This window comes from Kangiella aquimarina DSM 16071 (assembly GCF_000374105.1).
In the GTDB taxonomy this organism is placed as follows: Bacteria; Pseudomonadota; Gammaproteobacteria; order Enterobacterales; family Kangiellaceae; genus Kangiella; species Kangiella aquimarina.
Map to the genome: position 1 here is coordinate 836,171 of NZ_KB893650.1, position 22,983 is coordinate 859,153.

The 22,983-nt window shown below is 44.9% G+C and carries 19 protein-coding genes; 8 read left to right on the plus strand and 11 right to left on the minus strand.

Annotation, left to right across the window (positions count from 1 at the left end; all coding sequences use genetic code 11):
* Nucleotides 1-184 precede the first annotated feature (184 nt).
* From B158_RS0104135 to plsY, 3 genes are all read right to left on the minus strand, one after another.
* A complete protein-coding gene (locus B158_RS0104135) occupies nucleotides 185-1,462 on the minus strand; it encodes a S41 family peptidase (protein WP_018624092.1) in 1,278 nt (425 codons plus the stop codon).
* A gap of 317 nt (nucleotides 1,463-1,779) precedes the next feature.
* The gene (locus tag B158_RS0104145) at nucleotides 1,780-2,964 is read right to left on the minus strand and encodes a multidrug effflux MFS transporter (protein ID WP_018624094.1); all 1,185 of its coding nucleotides are present in this window, start codon (nucleotides 2,962-2,964) and stop codon (nucleotides 1,780-1,782) included.
* On the minus strand, nucleotides 2,951-3,556 hold the full coding sequence (gene plsY / locus B158_RS0104150; protein ID WP_018624095.1) for a glycerol-3-phosphate 1-O-acyltransferase PlsY: 606 nt from the start codon (nucleotides 3,554-3,556) through the stop codon (nucleotides 2,951-2,953). Before plsY ends, B158_RS0104145 begins: the two co-directional genes overlap by 14 nt.
* Nucleotides 3,557-3,810: 254 nt before the next feature.
* On the opposite strand from plsY, the gene folB reads away from it, so the two are divergent.
* From folB to B158_RS0104180, 6 genes are all read left to right on the plus strand, one after another.
* Nucleotides 3,811-4,164, plus strand: coding sequence for a dihydroneopterin aldolase (gene folB / locus B158_RS0104155; protein ID WP_018624096.1), 354 nt, complete (start codon nucleotides 3,811-3,813; stop codon nucleotides 4,162-4,164).
* Nucleotides 4,165-4,167: 3 nt separating this feature from the next.
* Complete coding sequence (folK, locus tag B158_RS0104160; protein ID WP_018624097.1) at nucleotides 4,168-4,665, plus strand: 2-amino-4-hydroxy-6-hydroxymethyldihydropteridine diphosphokinase; 498 nt, start codon at nucleotides 4,168-4,170, stop codon at nucleotides 4,663-4,665.
* A gap of 13 nt (nucleotides 4,666-4,678) precedes the next feature.
* Nucleotides 4,679-5,395, plus strand: coding sequence for an SDR family oxidoreductase (locus B158_RS0104165; RefSeq protein WP_018624098.1), 717 nt, complete (start codon nucleotides 4,679-4,681; stop codon nucleotides 5,393-5,395).
* A gap of 18 nt (nucleotides 5,396-5,413) precedes the next feature.
* Entirely contained in the window at nucleotides 5,414-6,628 is a 1,215-nt protein-coding gene (locus B158_RS0104170; RefSeq protein ID WP_018624099.1) for a class I SAM-dependent methyltransferase, read from the plus strand.
* A 2-nt stretch (nucleotides 6,629-6,630) separates the two neighbouring features.
* Nucleotides 6,631-6,888, plus strand: coding sequence for a hypothetical protein (locus tag B158_RS0104175; RefSeq protein ID WP_228127060.1), 258 nt, complete (start codon nucleotides 6,631-6,633; stop codon nucleotides 6,886-6,888).
* 359 nt (nucleotides 6,889-7,247) lie between these two features.
* Nucleotides 7,248-8,072, plus strand: coding sequence for an undecaprenyl-diphosphate phosphatase (locus B158_RS0104180; protein ID WP_018624101.1), 825 nt, complete (start codon nucleotides 7,248-7,250; stop codon nucleotides 8,070-8,072).
* Here B158_RS0104180 and B158_RS0104185 read toward each other — a convergent pair.
* Nucleotides 8,046-9,281 (minus strand): multifunctional CCA addition/repair protein, encoded by a 1,236-nt coding sequence (locus B158_RS0104185; RefSeq protein ID WP_018624102.1) that lies wholly within the window; start codon nucleotides 9,279-9,281, stop codon nucleotides 8,046-8,048. The two genes, B158_RS0104180 and B158_RS0104185, sit on opposite strands and share 27 nt — an antisense overlap.
* A gap of 15 nt (nucleotides 9,282-9,296) precedes the next feature.
* Nucleotides 9,297-9,767 (minus strand): DUF4124 domain-containing protein, encoded by a 471-nt coding sequence (locus tag B158_RS0104190; protein WP_018624103.1) that lies wholly within the window; start codon nucleotides 9,765-9,767, stop codon nucleotides 9,297-9,299.
* Nucleotides 9,768-9,875: 108 nt separating this feature from the next.
* Between B158_RS0104190 and B158_RS0104195 the strand changes: the two genes are divergently transcribed.
* Both B158_RS0104195 and B158_RS0104200 read left to right on the plus strand, forming a co-directional pair.
* Nucleotides 9,876-11,609, plus strand: a complete 1,734-nt coding sequence (locus tag B158_RS0104195; protein ID WP_018624104.1) for an ExeA family protein — start codon at nucleotides 9,876-9,878, stop codon at nucleotides 11,607-11,609.
* Nucleotides 11,609-12,427 (plus strand): general secretion pathway protein GspB, encoded by an 819-nt coding sequence (locus B158_RS0104200; RefSeq protein WP_018624105.1) that lies wholly within the window; start codon nucleotides 11,609-11,611, stop codon nucleotides 12,425-12,427. The genes B158_RS0104195 and B158_RS0104200 overlap by 1 nt, the downstream gene beginning before the upstream one ends.
* On the opposite strand, the gene B158_RS0104205 is transcribed toward B158_RS0104200, so the two are convergent.
* From B158_RS0104205 to B158_RS0104230, 6 genes are all read right to left on the minus strand, one after another.
* On the minus strand, nucleotides 12,417-15,281 hold the full coding sequence (locus B158_RS0104205; RefSeq protein WP_018624106.1) for a M16 family metallopeptidase: 2,865 nt from the start codon (nucleotides 15,279-15,281) through the stop codon (nucleotides 12,417-12,419). The two genes, B158_RS0104200 and B158_RS0104205, sit on opposite strands and share 11 nt — an antisense overlap.
* A gap of 66 nt (nucleotides 15,282-15,347) precedes the next feature.
* Nucleotides 15,348-16,787 (minus strand): 16S rRNA (cytosine(1407)-C(5))-methyltransferase RsmF, encoded by a 1,440-nt coding sequence (gene rsmF, locus B158_RS0104210; RefSeq protein WP_071989663.1) that lies wholly within the window; start codon nucleotides 16,785-16,787, stop codon nucleotides 15,348-15,350.
* A gap of 97 nt (nucleotides 16,788-16,884) precedes the next feature.
* Nucleotides 16,885-20,043: a bifunctional proline dehydrogenase/L-glutamate gamma-semialdehyde dehydrogenase PutA gene (gene putA, locus B158_RS0104215; RefSeq protein ID WP_018624108.1), complete on the minus strand. Its 3,159-nt coding sequence runs from the start codon at nucleotides 20,041-20,043 to the stop codon at nucleotides 16,885-16,887.
* A gap of 67 nt (nucleotides 20,044-20,110) precedes the next feature.
* A complete protein-coding gene (locus tag B158_RS0104220) occupies nucleotides 20,111-20,701 on the minus strand; it encodes a TIGR04211 family SH3 domain-containing protein (RefSeq protein ID WP_018624109.1) in 591 nt (196 codons plus the stop codon).
* A gap of 233 nt (nucleotides 20,702-20,934) precedes the next feature.
* Nucleotides 20,935-22,215, minus strand: coding sequence for an inorganic phosphate transporter (locus tag B158_RS0104225; RefSeq protein WP_018624110.1), 1,281 nt, complete (start codon nucleotides 22,213-22,215; stop codon nucleotides 20,935-20,937).
* A 13-nt stretch (nucleotides 22,216-22,228) separates the two neighbouring features.
* A complete protein-coding gene (locus B158_RS0104230) occupies nucleotides 22,229-22,903 on the minus strand; it encodes a TIGR00153 family protein (protein WP_018624111.1) in 675 nt (224 codons plus the stop codon).
* Between the last annotated feature and the right edge of the window lie 80 nt (nucleotides 22,904-22,983).

Genomic DNA, 22,983 nt, shown 5'->3' on the forward strand with positions numbered 1-22,983 from the left:
ATTGCTATATGGTTGAATATCTTGCGTATGTTTTTGATAAACTGTTTTTATCGCAAGTTTGTTACCTTATTCTTTAATAACTATTATTCTTTTCTTAAAAAAACCGACTCAAAAGAGCCGGTGATTCACTGATTTAATATCAGGGGTAGGTTTATGTGTTCTTGAAAACTCTTACCCAATCTCCTTAATTCTGAACCAAAGTATGAGTTTTGCGGCTGTTGATGTCTTGAATGACCCAGCCTAAGCTTTTATCGTTGGCACGCATGTAATCTTCAGCGGTCAATTCAATCGCAACGTCTGGGAAAACTGCATCCGCATCCCTGTCTTCAAAGCGATACATTCTTTTTGAGTAAGTCACAATCAGACCAGAGTTTGGTAGAGTGAACTGCCACATATCCTGATAACCGTTAGGCTTTGAGCCGGTAGGCTGCCCCACCAATGTTGCATTCAATAACTGGGCAAACTGAGAGGCGTTTGACATAGCCGCAGAGTAGGTATTGTTGTCAATCATGACGTAAACACCTGACTTCCAATTAACGCTGTTAGCAAGTACTAACACTTGCGCCAGCTTAAGTCCGATAAAGAAGTCGCCACCTTGATTACCACGTAGGTCAATGATCAGGTTCTCGGTTTTGTAGTGGTTGATGAAGCGAAGCAACTCGGCAGACATCTCGTCCATTTTGGACATTGAGCTGTACTTTTCAAAGTTGATATAAACAGTTTTGCCTTTGTCTGCGGCACCATACCAAAGGTGATCGTCAACGCCACCATAAGGCTTAAAGGGAAGCTTCTGTTTGAAGTTGATGCGCTGAGTAATTTGGTTGCTGGTGCTCGCAGCCATGTGATATTTGAAGCTTTGGTTAAAGTTTTTGAAGGTGAATTCGACAGAATCCAGGCTGTCGATAATACCTAAACCTCTTAATAGCTCAGCAGTCATCATGTATTCGGCAACTCGAACAGGAGTTGAGTAGTCATTTTCAGCAAATGGTACTATTTCAGCAAACATCTCATACACTTGTTTCACGGGCTTGCCATTGATTGCAGTAAGCTCATTGCCAATCAAGTTGGAGTATTCGTTAGAAGACCCGGTAACCAGAACTTCATCGTTGATGACTTTCAACTCTATGGGAAACTTGTGATATTGCTGATCCCACAAAGGAACAGTAGTGTGGCCATCGCCAATCTTGTGAGTTAGGCGCATCAATTCAATGATGATTTGCTCGTGAGTAAGAGTTGGGAGCTGACTTTTAATCGCGCTGATTTCACGCTCAAAGTCTTTATAGGTAAGCTTGTGGTAAAGATCGATATGCTTTTCTTCAAGGATTCTCCAGTAAGCATCAATATCCTGACTCCACTTCTCAGCATCAGCCTGGCTAACTGCAGTTGCGCTGTGCGAAGTGATAGCCGCTAGCAAGGGTAGGGCTAATAGGAATGAAAATGCTTTTTTACTGAATATCTTCATTTGGACCCTCCTGGTCGGTTACCTATATTGAAGAAGTTGCAAAATTTACTATAACTGTCAGGATTTTTTACATCTCTGTGATGTCTATAATATACCTGTCAGAATTTTTTACAACTAATTCCATCCATAAAATGTAAAAAAGTTTGACACTTTTTCCGAAGTGCTTTTTATGCACGTTATAGAGTTGATTGATATTTAACCATATAAGCATCGATTTATTGTGAATATCAAATGAACTTTGCTGATCAAATGTAAAATTTGCTGGTGTAAGCTGAGAATTGGCGGGTTTCAGGAGTGATTATTGCAAAATCAATGAGTTAGCTAAGGCTTAGACGTCGTCTAATTAACTGCACAATCATGACAATAGCAACGGATGCGAACATCAAAATCGCGAAATTGAGCGGGGTTCCATCAAAGAGAAGTGCCAGAATTGGTCCCGCCAAAGCACCACTGCCAAAACGCAGTGTGCCAATTACCGCTGTGGCAGTGCCGGTTTGCTGGGGAAATTGATTGAGAATCAGGCCATCTGAATTGACGGTTATCAGCGCCAAGGACCCAATCAAAGGGAATAAGGCACCAACCGTCCAATACAGCGACCAGCCAAAAACAGTCACCAGTACAAGACTTAAGGCGAAGATATTGGCAATAACGGTACCAATCATCAGCATTCTAGCCGAGCCAGCTCGCTCAACGGTGCGGGTGTTGATGATATTGGTAATCATCAAGGCGACGACATTGGCGCCAAACAAAATACTGAATTTGCCTTCGCTGACCCCAAAATACTCGATATAGACGAAAGAAATGGTGGTGATATAGCAAAAGAAGCCAAAGGAGCCCATCATCGAGCTGATGATATTGAGCCTTGACGCTGGGTGACTGAAGACCAGTTTATAATTACTGGCAAACTCATGCAGCCACTTACGCTCCGATCGTAGCGGCAGGTTTTTCGGCAGCTTCCAGATAACCAGCAGCAGAATAAAGACCGCATAACCGGCCAGACTGAGGAATATGGTGCGCCACACCGATAACTCCAGAATAAAGCTGCCGATGCCGGGGGCGATCATTGGCGCCACCATCATGATCAGGCTGACATAGGACAACCCCTTGGCAGTATGTTCTTTATACAAGTCACGAATGATACCGGGTACAACCACGGTGGCTCCGCTGCCGAACGCAGCCTGCACAAAACGGTAAGCAAGGAATTGATTAATGGACTCCGTAAAAGCCAGTAACAGAGAAGTGATGATAAAGCCTGTTAATCCAACGAGAGCAACTTTGCGGCGACCGATCCGGTCAGCAATTGGACCGAACATCATCATGCCCAATGCATAACCTGCCAAGTAGAGACTCAAAGAGACCTGAATCGCACTCGAGGTAGTGCCAAGCTCCTTTGCGATGATTGGCATCGCAGGTAAATACATATCAATCGCCAGCGGTGTAATGGCCACCATGGAGGCGAGTAGTGGGAGTAGGTGCGCTACATTGATTTTACTGCGAGTCATTACTTCTCTTATCGGTAATTTTACGTTCGGTACCTTGCCACAGGTTTCTTATGTTGCGATGGTGTCTGGCGGTCAGTATCAGGAACATGGCAAATAGGGGGAAGAAATACTTATGATCCAGATAAAAGCCGAAGGCAGCAACAGCAAAACTGGATAGTATGGATGCCAATGACGCATAACGGGTAAAGAATGCGGTAACCAGCCAGGTAACAATGCAATAGGCTAATAACAGAGGCGACAGAGCAACCAGAGCACCAAAATAGGTGGCCATGCCTTTGCCGCCCTTGAAGCGGAAATAAATAGGATAAAGGTGGCCGATAAAAGCCATGAAACCAACCCAACCCAGATTTCGATTATGTAAATCCAACGCATAACCAATCAGGATCGGAATGATGGCTTTCAGCATGTCACCGAGTAGGGTAAATATGGCTGCTTTTTTGCCACCCAGTCTCAATACATTCGTCGCGCCTGGGTTGTGCGAGCCAAATTTACGTGGATCCGGCAGGCCCATAATGCGACAAACGATGACCGCACTCGAAATAGAGCCCGTCAGGTAAGCCAGTAGCCAAAGCCCGGCAAGTTGCCATTCCATTATCAGTTCTTATCCTTTGCGCAGCATTTTGTGTTTACAACAGCCTTCATTAACCTGAATAAACTCCATCTTATTGTTTAGCGCCCATTTATTCATAGAGAACTAACTCAAATCGAGGCACCGCGGATTTTCTATAGGATACTGTTATTTTTTAATCAGGTCATGGGAAAGTCTTTGATTTGTGTAATCAAATGACCTTTTCTTTGCTATCCTATGACCCACATTAACCATAAACATCAAACCAAGAGTCGCCTGTGGACATCGTTTTTATTGAAGACTTAAAAGTAGATACGGTCATTGGTATTTATGACTGGGAACGACAAATCCGTCAAACCATCAGCATTGATCTGGAAATGGCGCATGATATTCAGCCAGCAGCCCAGGAAGATACCATCGACAAGTGTCTTGATTATAAATCTGTGGCTAAACGCATTATTAGTTTTGTTGAGGAATCTGAATTCCAGCTGGTTGAAACTCTGGCAGAGAAAATTGCTGAAATTGTTCGCAATGAATTTAATGTGCCCTGGTTGAAGTTAAAGCTTAGCAAGCCAGGGGCTGTTCGTGGTTCTAAAAACGTTGGAGTGATCATCGAACGCGGCACCAAGTAAGTTATGGCTATTATTTATATCAGTATCGGCAGTAATCAGGATGCGGCACGCCAGATCCGATATGGGGTGCAGCGCCTTGATGAAATGTTCAGCCATTTAAAACTGTCGAAAGTTTATGAAAGTGAAGCGGTGGGATTTGAGGGCGATAATTTTCTCAATCTGGTGGCAAGAGCGGAAACCCAGCTGACGATTGCACAGGTGGAGCAGATATTTAAAGCCATCGAAAAAGAAGCCGGTCGTCGGCGCGATGTTCCGAAATTTAGTGATCGCGCTCTGGATATCGACCTTTTGCTTTATGATGATGTGATTTGCGAGCAACCCATTCACTTGCCGCGCGGAGAAATCCTACATCACGCCTTTGTACTGCAACCTCTGGCAGAAATAGAACCGCAAAGAAAACATCCGGTCATAAACAAAACGTATCAGGAACTGTGGCAGGCTTTTAGTAAAAAAGAACAACAAAAGTTATGGGCCATAGAATTCGATTGGCAACAGCAATAAAAGGTAAGAATTCATGAGTCAGCAGAAAGTAGCGATTGTTACTGGTGGAGCCATTCGAGTGGGGCGAGCGATAGCTCTTGAGCTTGCCAGGCAAGGCTACGCTATCGCATTGCATTATAATCATTCGAGAGATAGCGCCGAGCAAACCGCCAGTGATATTGAAGCACTTGGCGTTCAAGTAAAATTGATAGGTGCGAATCTTTCCGAACCCGATAGCTGTGCTGATGTGGTGGCCGAGGCTGCAGAGCTGGGTGATCTGTCTGTATTAATCAACAGCGCTGCAATCTTTCCTGAAAACGATACGATCAATGATGATCTGTCGCACTGGAATCAGGTGATGAATCTTAACTTGCGAGCGCCACTGTTATTGAGTCAGGCTTTTGCAGCAAGTAAGCCCCAGCAGGCTCATATCATTAATATTCTAGACGCTCGAATTAATCATCCAGCGGGCGACCACCTGGTGTACCGTCTATCGAAGGCTGGTCTTTGGCATTTAACGGAATCTCTCGCGCGTGAGTTGGCTCCGGATATTCAGGTCAACGGTTTGGCATTGGGTGCTATCTTGCCACCGCCAGGAGCAGACGCTGATCATTTTGCGCGTATGGCCGAGCATATCCCGCTTAAGCGAACCGGTAATCCTCAGGCAATTGCCGATGGCGTTGCATTTTTGATTCAGCAGTCATTTATCACCGGCATCATCATCCCGGTTGATGGTGGTGAATTCCTCTAACCATAATACTTATAAGTCATGGTGCATTTTTTAAAGGATTATCCAACCTATTTTGAATGGCTTACAGAACAGTGCCGTTCGCTTAAGGTGCCGCTGGTGAATGGCATTCAGGGCAAAACCAGTTATCGTTTGAGCCAGACCATTGCCGGTGAAATTGAAAAGCTGGGCGCACTACCTTTTAGCCAATTCATGCATCATGCACTGTATGAGCCAGGACTTGGCTACTATAGTGCAGGAAGCCATAAACTGGGAGAAGGTGGTGACTTTGTGACGGCTCCTGAACTGTCACCATTATTTGCTCAGACTCTGGCCAAAAGTTTTATCAAAGTATTTGAACAGAGTGAAGCACAGGTACTTGAGCTTGGTGCAGGTAGCGGTACTTTTGCAGTTGAGCTGATGAAAGAATTGGAAGTTAAGAATAGTCTGCCCCAACACTATTACATTCTTGAGGTATCCGCGGATTTAAAGCAACGGCAAAGACAGGCCATTGAGCAGTCGATACCGCATTTGGCCAGTCGCTTTATATGGCTTGACCATCTGCCCAGACAGTTTTCAGGTGTAATTTTTGCCAATGAAGTGGCTGATGCTCTGCCTGTTGATTTGGTGCGCAAGCAGAAGAACCAATTGCAAAAAGCTCACGTTAAGCTGGATGATTCTGGCTATCGGTTGAGCTGGCAAGAAACAGAATCAATTCAGGAAGTTAATCCATATCTGAAACAGTGGCCGCATGGCTATATGACGGAACATCACCTACAAACCGAGTTCTGGTTGGAGGGGCTGGTCGAGAGCCTGAGCAAAGGCGCAATCATACTGTTCGACTATGGGTACAGTGCTGATGAGTATTATGAATCTCACCGAACGCATGGAACCCTGCAGTGCTATTACCAGCAGCACAAACATCATAGTCCACTGTTATTACCGGGTCTTCAGGATATCACCGCCTCCGTAAATTTTAGTCAGATAGCTTATATAGCGCATAAGTTAGGTGCGGAGATTGTCGGTTACTGTGAACAGGCCCTGTTCCTGATGTCCAGCGGCATTGAACAGCAAGCAGCAAAGCTAGCCGAAAGCCTCGGATCTGATACAATGGCGCAGGTCAAAATCAGCCAGCAGCTCAAAAAATTGCTGATGCCTGATGAGATGGGCGAAAACTGCAAAGTGCTGGTCGCCTCTAAAAACTGCACTGTTCAACTACAAGGTTTTGCATTGAGCAATAAATTACATCGCTTATGAATATGATGACTAAAATACTGACTGCTGTTGCTTTGTTGTTATTACCACAACTGGCTTTTGCAGCCAGCAGCAAAGATAACTGGTATTGGCTAGTAGGTGTTGCTGTTCTAAATTCTGCCGTTATTTCAGCAATACTGGTCTGGAAAAGTAAAAAGCTGGATACCTTCACAACCAAAGCCGTTGGCTTCGGAGCCTGGTTTTGGTTTTTGATTTTTATTCAGGTGATGTGTTATGGGTTTTATGTTGGTCTGACTAAGTAACTAAGATTTGCTGGTTATTTTGCTCTTATACTTTGTTGGAGTAAAAAGTTAAAAAAGTCATTTATTGAAATAAACTCCTTTTTTATCCTTTTCGCTCCGCCGCGTCTAAGAACAAAATCCTTCAGCAAAATGGGCATCCCGATCTTATGTAGGGGCAATTCATGAATTGCCCTTACGTATGAAAAATAGATGCGTAGGTTGTAAAGGAACAAGCATTGGTCGTATTCCAGCAAAAATCGAGAGTGGTTCAAGGGCTTGGATTTTCAAAACATAATTAAGTGTTGGGTGGCGCCGCTTTGCGGTTTATCCAACCTACACTAATATTCCAGGCTTTAGAAAAAAACTAACCGGAAAACAATATGGATTGGCTTCAAGCATTATTTCTAGCATTAATTCAGGGCTTAACTGAGTTTCTTCCGATCTCGAGTTCGGCACATTTGATTCTGACGTCTAAGGTTTTGCAGTGGCAGGATCAGGGGTTGGCGTTTGATGTGGCGGTTCATGTTGGGACTTTAACGGCGGTGGTTGTTTATTTCCGTAAGGAAGTGGCGGAGATGATTGGCGCCTGGTTTAAGGCGGTGTTAGGCGGTCAGCCTACGCCTAATTCTCGTCTTGCCTGGGCGGTGATTTTCGGAACGATTCCGGTAGGTCTGTTTGGTCTTTTTTTAGAAGCTTTTGATATCGTTGATCTGTATCTGCGCGAAACCTATGTGATTGCGATTACCACCATTATTTTTGGCCTTTTGTTGTGGTATGCGGAGCGTCAATACAAGGGGAAACCAGTCGAGCAATTTAAGGATGAGTATCAATTACGCTGGCGCGATATTTTTGCCATTGGTGGTGCTCAGGCTCTGGCTTTAATTCCGGGCACCTCACGTTCTGGCATTACTATGACTGCGGCGGCATTATTAGGGTTTTCTCGTACCGCCGCTGCTCGCTATTCTTTCCTCTTGTCGATTCCTGCGATTGTCTTACCGGGTGGTTTGAAAGGCATTCAGCTTGCTCAGGAAGGGGCTAAATTCGATTGGGACTTTCTGATTTTAGGAATTGTGGTTTCGGCGTTGAGTGCTTTTGCCTGTATTCACCTATTCCTGAAATGGCTTGAGAAGATCGGCTTTATGCCTTTTGTCTGGTATCGCCTGATTCTGGGTGTGGTTTTATTCGCTATCGTATTTATGGGCTAACAAGCCTTTAATTGCTTTTAGTCGGGCTCGGTCAATAGCCTCACCGAGCTTGGCGCCTTCATATCCCTTCTCAATTAACGACTGAACATCAATGGTTTCAGATACCTTGAAGCATTCTCTAAGCAAGTCACCTTGCGGATAAGGCTTCTCTTCATTACCCAGCCTGCCATTAAAGTCTGCTTCACAGGTCAGAATAAAGGCTTCTAAAAAGTCTGGATTACGATAAGCGCTCAATCCCTTAAGCATTTTCAGGACGGTGCTCGGGCGTAGCTCAAACATCTTGTGGCTATGTAGATGATATCGAGACACCTGGGTTGCAAGCTGCTCATAGACCTTAGGAACTTTTAATCGCTTACACAGCTTTTTGATAATCGGAATGCCAGACTCTTCATGCCCACGATGCTGTGGCCATTGCTCCCGTGGCGTGACACCCTTGCCAAGATCATGTACAGCTGCGGCAAAGCGAATACGCAGATCAGGAGTTTTTTTGGCAGCCTGTTCAATTACCATCAAGGTATGAATACCGGTATCGATTTCCGGGTGCCATTTCTCAGGATTGGGGATGCCCCAGAGGCAGTCTATTTCCGGCATCAGAACAGCCAGTGCACCGCATTGATGAAGCACATCAAAATAGACTTGGGGTGATTGAGTGGCTAAGGCTTTTTCAGTTTCGGCCCACACTCGCTCTGATGTCAAGTGCTTGAGCTCATCGCCATATGATAGCTCCTGCATCAGGGCAAAGGTTTCATCAGCTATGATGAAACCTAGATGGGTGAAGCGAGCAGCGAAACGGGCAACACGTAAAACACGCAATGGGTCTTCGGCAAAAGCGGGCGAGACATGTCGCAAGATTTTATCACGCAAATCCTGCTGACCATTAAAGGGGTCGATGAGGTTGCCATCCTTATCCTGAGCCATGGCGTTAATGGTCAGATCGCGACGAATCAGATCCTGCTCGAGTGTAATGTCAGGCGAGAAGTCGACGTTAAAGCCTTTATAACCTTTGCCAGACTTGCGTTCGGTTCTGGCTAGCGCATATTCTTCGCCGGTTTTAGGGTGCAAATAGACAGGAAAGTCTTTGCCGACTTCTTTAAAGCCTTTGGCAATCATTTGCTCGGGTGTAGCACCAACCACCACATGGTCATGATCTACAACCTTGAGTCCGAGTAATCTGTCTCTTACTGCGCCACCAACCAAATAGATTTGCATATCAACCTTATAGAGCTACTTTATACACTGTCTGGCATCTTCATTTTGTGCGATACAGTTTAGCAAAGAGCGGTCTTCAGGTTGAGCATTTCTACAACTATCTGGGTTTACGATTCTTTTAACATCATCGAGTTTAGCGAGCCCCTGGGCAAACTGTTGGTCGTTGATTTCTTTTTTCGCCAGTTTTTCGACTAACTCACCACGATAAAGCGGTTCAGTATTTTTCAGGTTGTCGATGGCTGACTGGCATTGACCAGCGGTCAATGGCGTTTGTCTTTGTGAGCGAGGCATACTGGTCACAGTTAACTTGCTACTATCGACTTTCTGCTCTTCTACTTTTAGGGACTGGTCTTTAGGCGGCTTGTCAGAGAAGTGGAGCTTGCCATCCTTATCTTTCCATTTATAAATTTTACCTTCGTAAGCCTGGCTGCCAGCAGTAAAGCAGAGCATAAGAATCATAGTAAAAGTGAGTAAAAGTCCGTGCATCTTCACACGCTATCCCTTAGATTGAGAGGTGGTTAATAATGAGCCATAATAGGCAAAGCATAATAAGTATACAATATTCAATAGGGAACTTTGGGAAATAGGCCAGATATGTATAACGATTTCTTTGGGTTAAAAGAAACACCATTCACAATCGCGCCCGATCCGCGCTACCTTTTCATGAGCGAGCGGCATCGCGATGCCCTGGCGCATCTGTTGTATGGAATTGGAGCCGGTGGTGGATTTGTATTACTGACCGGCGAAGTAGGAACCGGTAAGACAACCGTCTGCCGATGCCTGCTTGAGCAATTGCCAGCTAATGTCCGCCTTGCCTATATCCTTAATCCCAAGTTGAATGCCATTGAGCTGATGGCGACCATGTGCGATGAGCTGGGTATTGAATATGATCCCAGAGAATCGAGCTTAAAAACCTTTACCGATTTGTTGAGCCGTCGTTTGCTGGACAACCACGAGCAGGGTTTGAATACTGTGCTGATGATTGATGAGGCACAGAATTTAAGTGTCGAAGTCTTAGAACAGATACGCTTATTGACCAACCTCGAAACAAACCAGAAAAAACTGCTACAAATTATTTTAATCGGTCAGCCTGAACTACAGGAGTTACTGGCCAAGAAAGAACTCCGTCAGTTGGCACAACGAATTACCGCCCGCTACCATCTTCGCCCTTTATCGCTGAATGAAACCAAATCGTATCTGGAGCACCGGTTAAGAATTGCCGGTGTTATGCGTCCTGTTTTTAAAGGCAAGGCCATTAAATTGATACATAAGGCTAGCGGTGGAATTCCACGACTGATTAATGTGATCAGTGACAGGGCAATGTTAGGAGCTTTTGCAGAAAATTTACATCATGTAGATGTACGCACAGTCAATAAAGCAGTTTCTGAAGTTTTAGGTGAAAAAACTGATATGGCTGAGAATGGCTCATTAGTTAATCACTGGAAGTGGGCTGTTCCTACGCTATTGGTTGGGCTGACTTTAGGTGTCACCGCCTGGTCATTTGGTTTATTTAATGATGCTGTTGGAACATCGAGCGAACAACAACCCGAGCACATTGCACAGCTTGCTGATAGCTCTCAAGCAGCGTCAATCAATGAGCAGACGACAAAGGTTGGTGAGACGGATGAGTCGTCAATAAAAACTAACGATGTTGCTGGTGAAAATGTCCGCGAGAACATCAGTAAAACGCCGAGCGAGCTAGCTGAAGAATTCTGGGGCGAACAAAGCTGGGATCGGAGTGGAGCCATTGCCAGCCAAAACTTGTTGGCTTTATGGGGTGTCAGTTACCTGCCATTCCAGTCACCAGATGCCTGCAGCTTTGCTGCAAATTATGGTCTAGGGTGTGATCAGGGAATGACTGACTGGAAATTCCTAAGCCAGCTCAATCGTCCTGCAAATTTGAAATTCACAACAGCACAAGGTGGGGACTTCTGGGGAACCTTGATTGAGATTCAGGATCAATCGGTGGTCATGCAGTTTGGTGAAAATCAAGTGATGATAGAACGCAAAAAAATTAATCCGATGTGGACAGGTGAATACAGGTTGTTCTGGAAAAAACCTGCAGGGTTTAGAGACCCAGTTGGCATTGGCAGTCGAGGTGCGGAAATCATCTGGCTAACGAATTTTATCGAAATGTCGGAAGGGATTACCATTGAACCTGATAATGTATTTTCAGAGCAGGTTGCTGACTGGCTTGCATTATTTCAGATGGAGCATGGCCTGATATCAGATGGTATTCTTGGCAAACACTCCATCATGATGATTAACAATTTGGCTGAGCCGAGTATTCCAAAATTATTTGTTGAAAGATTGCAGGTAGAAAAATAATGTCTTACATACTGGATGCCATTAAAAAAACTGAGTCAGGCGAGAAGGACGGTGATGTTCCAAATTTAAACAGTGAACATCAGCATACTGCATTTATTGAAGATGATGAAAGCCGACGTTGGTTAATCCCAATGCTGGTAGTGATAGGTATATTATTATCAGTGGTCATCTGGTTGTTATTACAGCCTGCGAATCTTCAAGATAGCGATCAAGCTATATCCAATCAAAGTTCTCAAGATTATTTACAAGAAAAAGTACAAGAAAAAGTACAAGAAAACTCTCAGACATCACTTAATAATGAACAGCCATTGTCAGCACAAGCTAAATCGCAACTAGATACAGGCTCCGTAATTGAAGCAACAAAGCAATCACCAGACATTGTATCGAGTCAGTCTGGAGTCATCATCAAAAAAGCTCCCTTGGAAATACAACAGCCTGTAGTGCAGGTTCAGTCTCAGAGACAGCCTCAAAAGGTAGTTGAAACGATCAACACCAGGCCGGTAACTGAAGTGGTTCAAGATTCTGGAAGTGTTCAGAAGCCAGTGCAACAATCTATGCAACAACCCGTAAGAACAAATGACGAACCTGTCTTTCTGGCAGCTATCGATCATGATCACTGGCCAACCTTGATCTATACCACGCATATATACGCGACAGAGCCAGCAGATCGCTTTGTGATGTTAAATGGCAAGGCTTACAGTATTGGTGACACTATTACTAAAGGGATGGTAGTTGCCGATATTTTGGAGAATGATTTATTGGTGGAGTACCAGGGACAGAAGGTCATTGTCCCTGGCCTGACTGATGTTAATCCGTAATTGCCTGTTCTGATTTTTGCTCAGCTTTATTAACGATATCAGTCTCATCATCGGGACGCATGATACTGGTAATCAGATAGCTGTCTTTAAAAAGCATATTGGCCGTGTCCTGAATTTGTTTAGCGGTAACCGCATCTAAACGCTCCATATAGTGTGTAAAATAATAGTAGTCTATATTTTCACGTTCATATAAAACGATTTGTCCAAGCCAGAACTGATTGCTTTGCTGGCCTTCGGTGAATACCATTCGTCGCTGTTGTTTAATGTTATCCAGTTTATCTTGCGGCAAAGGTTCATTAAGACTCTTATCAATTACTTGCTGAATAACTTCAATTAAATTATCTTCATGTCCAGGTTCAGCGTTGAAACTGATTAGCAAATTGAACCACTCCGTTGGATAGCGATCGATGCTGGCATTAACACCAATTGAGTACACCTCGCCTAATTCCTCTCTTAGCTTTGCCTGCAATTCCTGCTGAAGTATTTCTTCATACAGTCCTAATCGGAATCGAGTTTCTGAAATGTACTTCTCAATAGGTTTGTGAAATTGCAAATTAACTTTAGTCTTTTCATCTAAAGCTGTATTACGTGAGAAATGGATATTGCGCTCAACCGTCCTGATATTCTCATCACGCCAGGTTTCAGTTTTATCAGTCGCAGGAAGACTTGCAATGTATTTCTCGATTAGTAGCTTAATTTCTTCTTCTTTTATATTGCCGGTAATGACGAAGGTAAAATTATTCGCTTTTGAGAATCGTTGCTTATAAAAATCTAAAGCAACTTTCGGATCTATTTGTTCAGCCTCTTCAACTGACCAGGGTTGTGATTTTGGATGGTTATCAGTGATTAATAGATGTAACTCATCTGCGTAGCGCTGCTCTGGATCATTAAGACGGTTACGCTGATACTGCATAACTGACTCTTTGTAATTTTGAGCAACAATCGGATCAATTTTAGGTTCAGTGAAATAGAGATGGATTAATTGGAACATCAACTCCAGATCTTTGGGCGCACTGCTAGCTGACAGTTGAGAGTAGTAACGACCAATATTTAAATTAAGCTGTACCGTTTTGTCCTGTAGTTTTTTGCCAAGGTCGGTTCGGGTGTAACTGGCAATCCCGGAAGAGGCTACCAGTTTCGCTGACTCCATTGCGGAGCGTTGCTGTTGTTGGTTGGCAAGAGAGTAACCGCCTGGTGCATAAGCAGCCAGCAATACTTCGGTATTGGATAAATCACTGGGACGTATGATTACAGTAGCACCATTACTTAATTGATATTTAGTGGCTTCAACTGCTTCTATTGAAGACTGCTCAACAATGCTGCCTTTTTCGGGTAGGGCGACCATCAGTGGAGCATCTAATTCAGCTTCCTGGTATGGCTGAACCTGCCTGGTTTTTTTAAGCTCAGCATAAAGGTCATTTTTTAAATCGGCTGATGGGGCTTCATTCACTGGAGCATAGACGATGGTTGAGTGTAGAGGATTGGAAATCAACTGGCTAAAGTGTGCCGATATTTCTGAAGTGCTTATGGTCGGTAATACAACTTCTAATAACACGTGTCGCTGAATGGTTGAGAAATAATGCTCACCATAAAGGAAGTGCGACATATACTTGTCAGTTAGATGGCTTGAATGCATGGAATCCATATCTTCAACGGCCAGCATGCTGCTGTTAAGTACTTCCTTACGATAGCGGTCAAGTTCAGTATCTAGAAACCCATGTTGTTCAACGCGCTTTATTTCTTCAATCAGACGCATGTAGCCTTGACTGAAATAACCGTCTTTAGGGGTTACTGAAAAGTTAAACAGCAGTTTATCGTTTCCCAGCTGAGAATAGCCAAGCCCGGCACTTTCAAAAGGCTTTTCTGCACTTTCTGCCAGCTCATACATTCTCTTATTAAAAAGGCTAACAACAATTTGATTCAGTAATCGATATCGAAGTGCATCAAAGTTATTTAGCGTTACGCTATGGGTCTGGTAGCGAATATTTAGAGAGCTACTTAAAATTTCCTGATCGCTGATAATTTCAAAGTCAGGTTCTTGTTTTGCAGGAATTAAGTACTCCTGAGGTTTTGTGCTATTGGAAGGTTTAATCTGGCCGATGGTGTTATTGAAGAATTTAACCGTGTTTTCAGGATCAACATCACCAGTGATGATCAGTGCCATATTATGTGGTTGGTACCACTTCTGATAGAAAGCTCTGAGATCATCGGCGGTCATGGCATTGAGTGTTTCGTCAATACCGATGGGCATTCTTTTGGCATGTCTGGCATCACCAAAATTGATGGGCGTCAGCACCTCAGAGAGCCTCTCACCTAACCCTTTGCGGGCGCGTTTTTCAGAGAGGATGACTTTACGTTCTTTCTCGACTTCTTCTGGTTCAAATTTGATACCTGTAATCCAGTCATCCAGAATCAAAGCGATGGTTGACCAGTTATCCGGATTGTCGGTAGGTATTTCTAAATGGTATCGAGTGTTATCGAAACTGGTAAAGGCGTTAATATCCGAGCCAAAGCTCATGCCAAGACTTTCCAGTGTAGTAACCAGAGCATTTTTATTAAAGTGAGTTGAGCCATTAAAGGCCATGTGTTCGACGAAGTGAGCAGCACCACGCTCATGCTCCTCTTCCTGTAATGAACCAACGTTTAGTAATAATGTGATGTACGCTCTTTCTTCAGGTTTGCCATTGGGGTGAATGTAATATCGGATACCATTTCTCAGCTCACCGGTTGTAACTTCTGGTGATAATGGAAGTCGGTCATTATCTTTTTCAGGTGCAAGAGTCTGACATGAGATCAGAAGACTGATGCAACAAAGTAACAAACCGGCTCTGATTTTGCTGATATTGGAATTCAAATTATTTAACCTCAATTGTTTAAAAGAGTTTCATCGCACTTATATTACTTATTCAATTCTGATTTACTAAAGCTCGGCAAACGGAGTATCGTTGACCAGATATCGGGGCAATGAATTCTTCAATTTGTTGCCCAGATTTTTCGCCAATCCAATGACTACACCCTGATATAGAATTGCAACTTCACCTTTTTTCAGTGAGCCAGATTTGCTAATTGAAATATCCCGCCCCTGATAATACTCGACAGCCTGTTCGCTATTGAGTTCATAAGTTTGCTGAGTAAATTCATGGCCAAAAGCCGTAACTGCCTGGTGTTGAAGCCGAAATCCACTGCGGTGACTTTCTGCCAGTTTAACACCGATTCGGTCCATTCGGAGTTTCCCAATCAGATGCTCGATACCTTCTGGGAAATACCAGACTTCTTTAGAACGTTGCCAAAGGAGGTGTTTGATAGGAGCAAGCTGCCAGCCCAGCGCAGAACAGTGCTCTGCCAGATCCCGGTAGTCTTTTTTGGATAATTGGATGAAAGGAAAGCGCGAGCCTAACTCGCTATCAAGTGCCAACTCTTCTTCAATAGGCGCTTCTTTTTTCCTGAAGCAAGCAACGAAGAATCCTTCGCTATCGAATAGGTGAGGATAAACGTGTAGGTAACCCTCTTTGGTGGCAACGTCCTCAGCTCCGGCAAATAGTTGATCAAGTGGGAATACGCTTATGTCATCGGGGTGTTGATCCAAGAGGTGTTGGCAAACTACTTGGTTTTCTTCTTTAGACAGTGTGCAAGTGGAGTAGACCAGGGTGCCGCCAGGTTTGAGAGCCTTATAGGCACTGATAATCAGTTCTTTTTGCAGATCGGACATGCTCAATACACTGTCCAAAGACCAGTTGCTCAGAGCTTCCGGATCCTTACGAACGGTACCTTCACCGCCACAAGGAGCGTCCAGTAATATCGCATCAAAGGTTTGAGGGGTCATTTCGCCAAACTGGCGTCCATCGTAATGGCACAAAACTCCGTTACTGACCCCGGTTCTTTCGAGGTTGGCATAGAGAGCTTTGATTCGTGACGCTGATAGTTCGTTAGCTACCACCAGTCCCCGGTTTTGCATACGGGCTGCAATCTGAGTGGTTTTGGAGCCGGGAGCGGCAGCCACATCCAATACCATATTTGGCTCAGGGTTAGCGGCAAATAATGCCGAGACCGGTAACATTGAGCTGGCTTCCTGAATATAGAATTGGCCCGCCAGATGCGGCAGGTAGTTACCGAATCCTTCGGGAAGTGGTTTATGGCTTTCATCAATCCAGAAACCATCACCACACCAGGGAATGGACTCCAGTTGATAGCCTGCCTGTCCCCATTCATGAGCGATGGAGTCTTTATCGGCTCGTAATGAATTGATGCGAATACTTTTGCGCAATGGCTTCTGGCTATAGTCGAGCAGTGCCTGCAAGGCATCCGGATCATTAAGCTGCTGCGCAATATGCTGAATAAAATCTTGTGAAATGTTTGTCATAATGCAGTGGCCATAACGCTTAGCCATAGCAGGCTGTAAAGCTGGCAATAAAAAAGGGCATCAAATGGTGATGCCCTTTAGTTTACCTTGAAACTGCTTAATCGCCTAACGACAGCAGGGTAGCGTTACCGCCAATTGCTGCGGTGTTGTTGGTGCGAGTATGCTCGGTAGCAAAGCGGTGCAGATAGAAAGGACCGCCTGCTTTAGGACCTGTGCCTGACAGACCCTGACCACCAAATGGCTGAACACCAACGGTCGCACCAATCATGTTACGGTTGATGTAGACGTTGCCCACACGAGCGCGTTTATCAATGTAAGTGGCAGTGCTCTCGTTGCGTGAGTGAATGCCTAGCGTCAAACCAAAGCCATAGCCGTTGATCTGATCGATGACCTGATCCAGCTCTTTCGATTTATACTTGATGACATGCAGAATCGGGCCGAACCATTCTTGAGTCAAGTCATTGATATGATTGATAAAGAAGGCAGTTGGCGCCAGGAAACAGCCTTTCTCAAGACCGGCTGGCATTGGTGTTTCAGCAATCAAATTGCCGGTAGCACGCAATTGCTCAACATGCCCTGCCAACTCTTCACGCGCAACCGCATCGATAACCGGACCAACGTCAGTTGATAAATCGGTCGGATCGCCCAGTTTAAGTTCCTGCATGGCGCCAGAAAGCACTTCCAGGATACGGTCTGCGACATCTTCCTGTACATACAGCACGCGTAAGGCGGAACAGCGCTGACCGGCACTGGTGAAGGCTGATTGAATGACATCAGCAACCACTTGCTCAGGTAATGCAGAGCTGTCCACGATCATGGCGTTCTGACCACCGGTTTCAGCAATCAGTGGCGACAACATACCATCGCGAGTAGCCAGAGTACGGTTAATGGTTTGTGCTGTTGAGGTAGAACCGGTGAAAGCAACACCTGCAATGCGGATATCCGACAGAACCACTTTGCCGAAAGTTGAACCGCGGCAAGGAACAAATTGAAGCACGCTAGTTGGTACACCAGCCTGATGCATTAATTGCACTGCTCGATAAGCCACCAAAGTCGTTTGGTCGGCTGGCTTAGCGAGAACGGTATTACCGGCAACCAATGCTGCTACGACCTGACCAGTGAAAATGGCTAACGGGAAGTTCCATGGGCTGATACAGGCAAACACGCCGCGTCCCTGAAGATAGAGGTGGTTACTTTCGCCTGTTGGTCCCGGTAGAGTGATTTCCTGACCAAAATCTTTACGCGCGTTATTAGCGTAGTAGCGACAGAAATCCACTGCTTCGCGAACTTCGTCAATACCGTCCTGCATCGTTTTACCGCCGTCACGGCTACACAATGCGATCAGCTCCGCTTCGTTTTCTTCGAAAACATCGGCAATTTTCTCAAGAATTTGAGCGCGCTGTTCAACGGGCGTCATATCCCAGGCAATGAAATTCTTATGAGCAATAGTTAGAGCTTCTAAAGCCAGTTCTTCGCTGACCTTATGGACGGTACCGATCTGGTGAGTGTTGTCATAAGGGCAGAACACGGCTTCTTCGTTAGTGGTAATTTCTTTACCGTCAATAATGGGTTTAGCGTGCCATTGATTGTCTAAATACTGTTGTACGTTTTGCATAAAAGGCTCGATCTGGCTGTTAATGTGGAGATTAGTACCTGCCGAGTTCACACGGTCAGGACCATAAATATGAGGTGGCAATGGAATCCGATCATTGTGTAGCGTCGGGTAACGCTTCAATACAAGACACGGATGTTCAACCAGGCTCATCACCGGAGTGGCTTTATCTACCAGCTGATGAACGAAGGAGGTATTGGCACCATTTTCCAATAGGCGACGTACCAGATAAGGAAGCAAATCTTTATGGTTTCCTACTGGTGCATAAATACGGCATTTCAAACCTGGATAGCGTTCCAGTACTTTGTCATAAAGAATCTCACCCATGCCATGCAGCCGTTGGAATTCAAAATCACGACGGTCGCCTGCCATCTCCATAATGCTGAAAACGGTTTGCGCGTTATGAGTTGCAAACTGAGGGTAGAAGCTATCTTTGGTGCTCATGATAAAGCGAGCACAGGCCAGATAAGACACGTCAGTACCCGCTTTACGGGTAAACACTGGGTAGTTGCTCAAGCCAGCCTGTTGTGACCATTTGATCTCGGAATCCCAATAAGCACCTTTCACCAGGCGAATTGGAATACGACGACCATGCTTACGTGACAATGCATCCAACCAGCCCAGTACCGGCAGTGCACGTTTAGAATAAGCCTGAACCACCATGCCCAGACCAGCCCAGTCCTGGCAGATTTCTGAGGTATAAAGTGCTTCGAAAATATCCAGTGATAATTCCAGGCGATCAGCTTCTTCGGCGTCAATGGTAACTGCAACATCCAGCTCCCGTGCCTGCTTGACCAGCTTAAGCAGGGTATCAACCATTTCGGTCATGACGCGATCTTTTTGACCGACTTCGTAGCGCGGGTGAAGTGCTGACAGCTTGATCGAAATACTCGGTGCTAATTGGCCTTCTTTAACTTTAACCTGACCAATTTCCGAAATCGCTTTGCTGTAAGCTTCGTAATAACGATGCGCATCTTGTGCGGTATAAGCTGCTTCACCCAGCATATCGAAGGAGTGGGTGTAGCCTTTCTCAACACTTTTTGCGCCACGTTTCATGGCTTCTTTGATGCTGCGGCCTAAAACGAATTGGCGACCCATTAGACGCATCGCCTGGTTCATGGCCTGACGAATCACTGGCTCACCAAATTTGGCAATTAGACCCTTTAATAAAGTATCAGGTTTACCATCGCCGTCCTGATCAACGTCGACGATTTTTCCGGTTAACATTAAGCCCCAGGTTGAAGCATTAACCAGAATTGACTCACTTTGACCGGTATGTTTTTTCCACTCGGCAGCACTGAGCTTGTCACGAATCAGTGCATTAGCAACATTGGCATCAGGAATACGCAACAGCGCTTCCGCCAGACACATCAGAATCACACCCTCCTTGGTACTCAGACTGTATTGTTGCAAAAAGGCTTCAACACCTTCTCGCGACTTACTGCTCTGGCGAATTTCTTCAACCAGTTGCGAAGCCTGATGAGTAATGATATTTACGGTTTTGTCGTCTGGAGTAGCGAGCTCTAACAATTCTTGTAAGTAGCCCGATTCATCGACAGAGTAGTTTTGGGTGATAATTTCCTGCCACTCGCTCAGCGAGAGTTGCTGATAGGAATCTGACAGGATTTGACTGGCTTTAAACATTACGGCAATTACCTAATAACAATGTACTGGTTAGGTTTATCTGAACCTAAAGTACAACCTGAAAACGTCAACGCCAACCGGAGCGCTGACGGCGTTTCATGCTAACACGGGATAATACCCAGCTGATTAGCATGCCCACTAGCAGGACTAATGCGCCTGCGTAAAACACATCGCTGTGAAAACGATCTTTAAGCAGCTCGTTTTGTTGGCGAAGTTTATCCGACTCGTTTTGCAGTTCGGAAACCTGTTGTTGCAGCTGATCATTCAGCGCAATGACATTCTCTTTATCAGCAATTTGCTGTTTGGTCTGAGCAAGCTCCTGTTTCAGGGCATCGTGCTCAACCTGCAGTGCTGAATATAGCGCCTGCACCGTTGGCTGATCTGTAATGTATTCGGTCTGGATCCAGCCTTCGTCACCATTAGCTGTACGCACCTGGCTACTTTTATTTTCAACGTCTGAAGCCAAAACTTCGATAGGGGTTCCGGCAACTATTCGACCAATGACACGATAACGATTGGTCGGGCCGCTACGCATAACTACGCCAATATCATCGGACACATAATAATTGCTTTGAGCGGCTGTGTTTTGAGCTGGATCAGCTGCTTGTGCAAACTGGGTTGTGGTCAGCAATAAAAACACTAAAAGTAGACGAAACATAAACTTTCCTAACGGTTAAATTTTGAGCTTAATCGTAAATAAAGGGGCAAGTATATAGCAGGTATTCGGAGGGGGGAAGGGGCAGAATTAAGACTTATTGGCTTATAACTGTAAGCTATTCGCTCATAAATAAAAAAGCGGCCTTAAGTCATTGATTAAGAAGACTTAAAGCCGCTTTAAAAAGTCTGTTAACTGGCTAACAAATCGGCCAGTTAACAGAGATTGTTATCTTATCAGGCTATGAATAACGCCTTAAAGATGAAGAAGAAGATGACTGATAGAATCGCACCTGCAGGTAGTGTTACTACCCATGATACAAAGATGTTACGCACAACACCTAAGTTCAGAGCCGCGATACCACGTGCCATACCAACACCTAATACCGCACCGACCAGAGTCTGTGTGGTTGAAATAGGCAGACCAGCACCACTGGCAATAATCACCGTTGAGGCAGCTGCTAATTCAGCCGCAAAGCCACGGCTTGGTGTCAGGTGAGTAATCTTCTTACCGATGGTAGCCATTACTCGACTACCAAGCACGATTAGACCAATCACGATACCAATTGCGCCGACTAATAATATTCGAGGGTCAACTGATGCTTTGGCACCAATTTCGCCACCGTTTTGAATCACGCTGACAACCGCTGCCAATGGACCAATCGCATTAGCCACGTCATTCGAACCGTGTGCAAAGGCCATGCCACAGGCGGTTACAATCATTAGCACTGCAAACACTTTCTCAACGCTGGCAAAGTGATAGTCCTTGTCAGCTTCTTTTTCCAACTTGATACGACTGATGAAAATAGCACCAATAATGGCAATAATTGCACCAATACCAATTGCAATCAGGTAGGTTTCAGTCAGGCTTAAGGAAATGTCTTTGTCTTTGAAAATATGTTTTAAGCCTTTCATGATGGTTACCAGCGCCATCACAAAGCCAGCCAGGAACATATAGAAAGGTACATAACGCTTAGCCATGTCGAAAGGATTCTGTGTATTGAGAATCAGTTTCTGTACGCTAAGTACAATCAGGAAAGCAATCACACCTGCTATGAAAGGAGTCACAACCCAGCTACCAACGATTGAGCCAACTTTGCCCCAGCTCACTGCGTCAATGCTGACGCCAACCGCAGCGAAACCAACGATAGCACCAATGATTGAGTGAGTTGTTGATACTGGCCAGCCAAACCTCGAAGCTAAAACTAACCAGATACCGGCTGCTAACAGAGATGCCATCATACCAATTATCAGTAACTCAGGTGTGCCCTCGAAATAACTGGAATCAATGATTCCTTTACGAATGGTCTGAGTTACTTCACCGCCTGCCAGATAGGCACCGGCAAATTCAAAAATTGCTGCGACAAAAATGGCCTGCTTAAGTGTCAGTGCCTTAGCGCCTACAGACGTCCCCATAGCGTTGGCAACATCATTGGCGCCAATACCAAACGCCATCAAGAAACCAAACGCGACCGCTATCCAGATAAAGGTATCGGCATTTTGTAATATAAAATCCACAAGTTCCCCCGGTTTATCGAGCTATCATCATTTCAAGGCGTGAACCGACGCTTTGAGCGCTGTCAGCTAAATCACCGATTTGTTGAACTACCTTATACATAAACATGACCTGTACTGGAGGTAGTTCATTTTCCTGTTCAAAAATCTTGAACAGAAGTTCACGTTGCAATTCGTCTGTGTCATTTTCGATCATGTCTAACTGATCAATCATTTCTTCAACCAGACTGGCTTCGCGGCCTCTGAAGCCGGTAGCTAATAATTCGTCAAGCTCATTGATCGCCTTGAACGCCTGAGCTGACGCATCCAGTGAACGCTGTAATAACCCCATCAGGTCATCATTTACATTCGCCGGGAATTGCATCTTACGACCAAAAACAAGCCCTGAAATATCGCGAGCGATATTGGCAATTTTGTCTTGTTTACTGAGAAGAGCGAGTAGGTCGGTACGGGCAACAGGAAGGAATAAGCCTTTTGGAAGGTGCATGCGCAGGTCATGCTTTAAGTCATCCGCTTCATTTTCCAGTTCACGGATGCGGGTTCTTAGCTGGTCAGCCTTGTCCCAGTTGCCTTCAATAGTGGCCTGGAAAAAGTTTTTCAGTTCAGAAGCACATTCATGAACCTTCGCCATATGATCCTGCATAGGACGAATAGGTGATGACGCAAAAAGGTCTAGAATCGAATTAGCCATGTATCCCCCAATGGATTGTCTGGGCCAACAAGTAAAGGTGCACATTATAAGCAAGCGAGCACTTGCATACCAGACTTAAC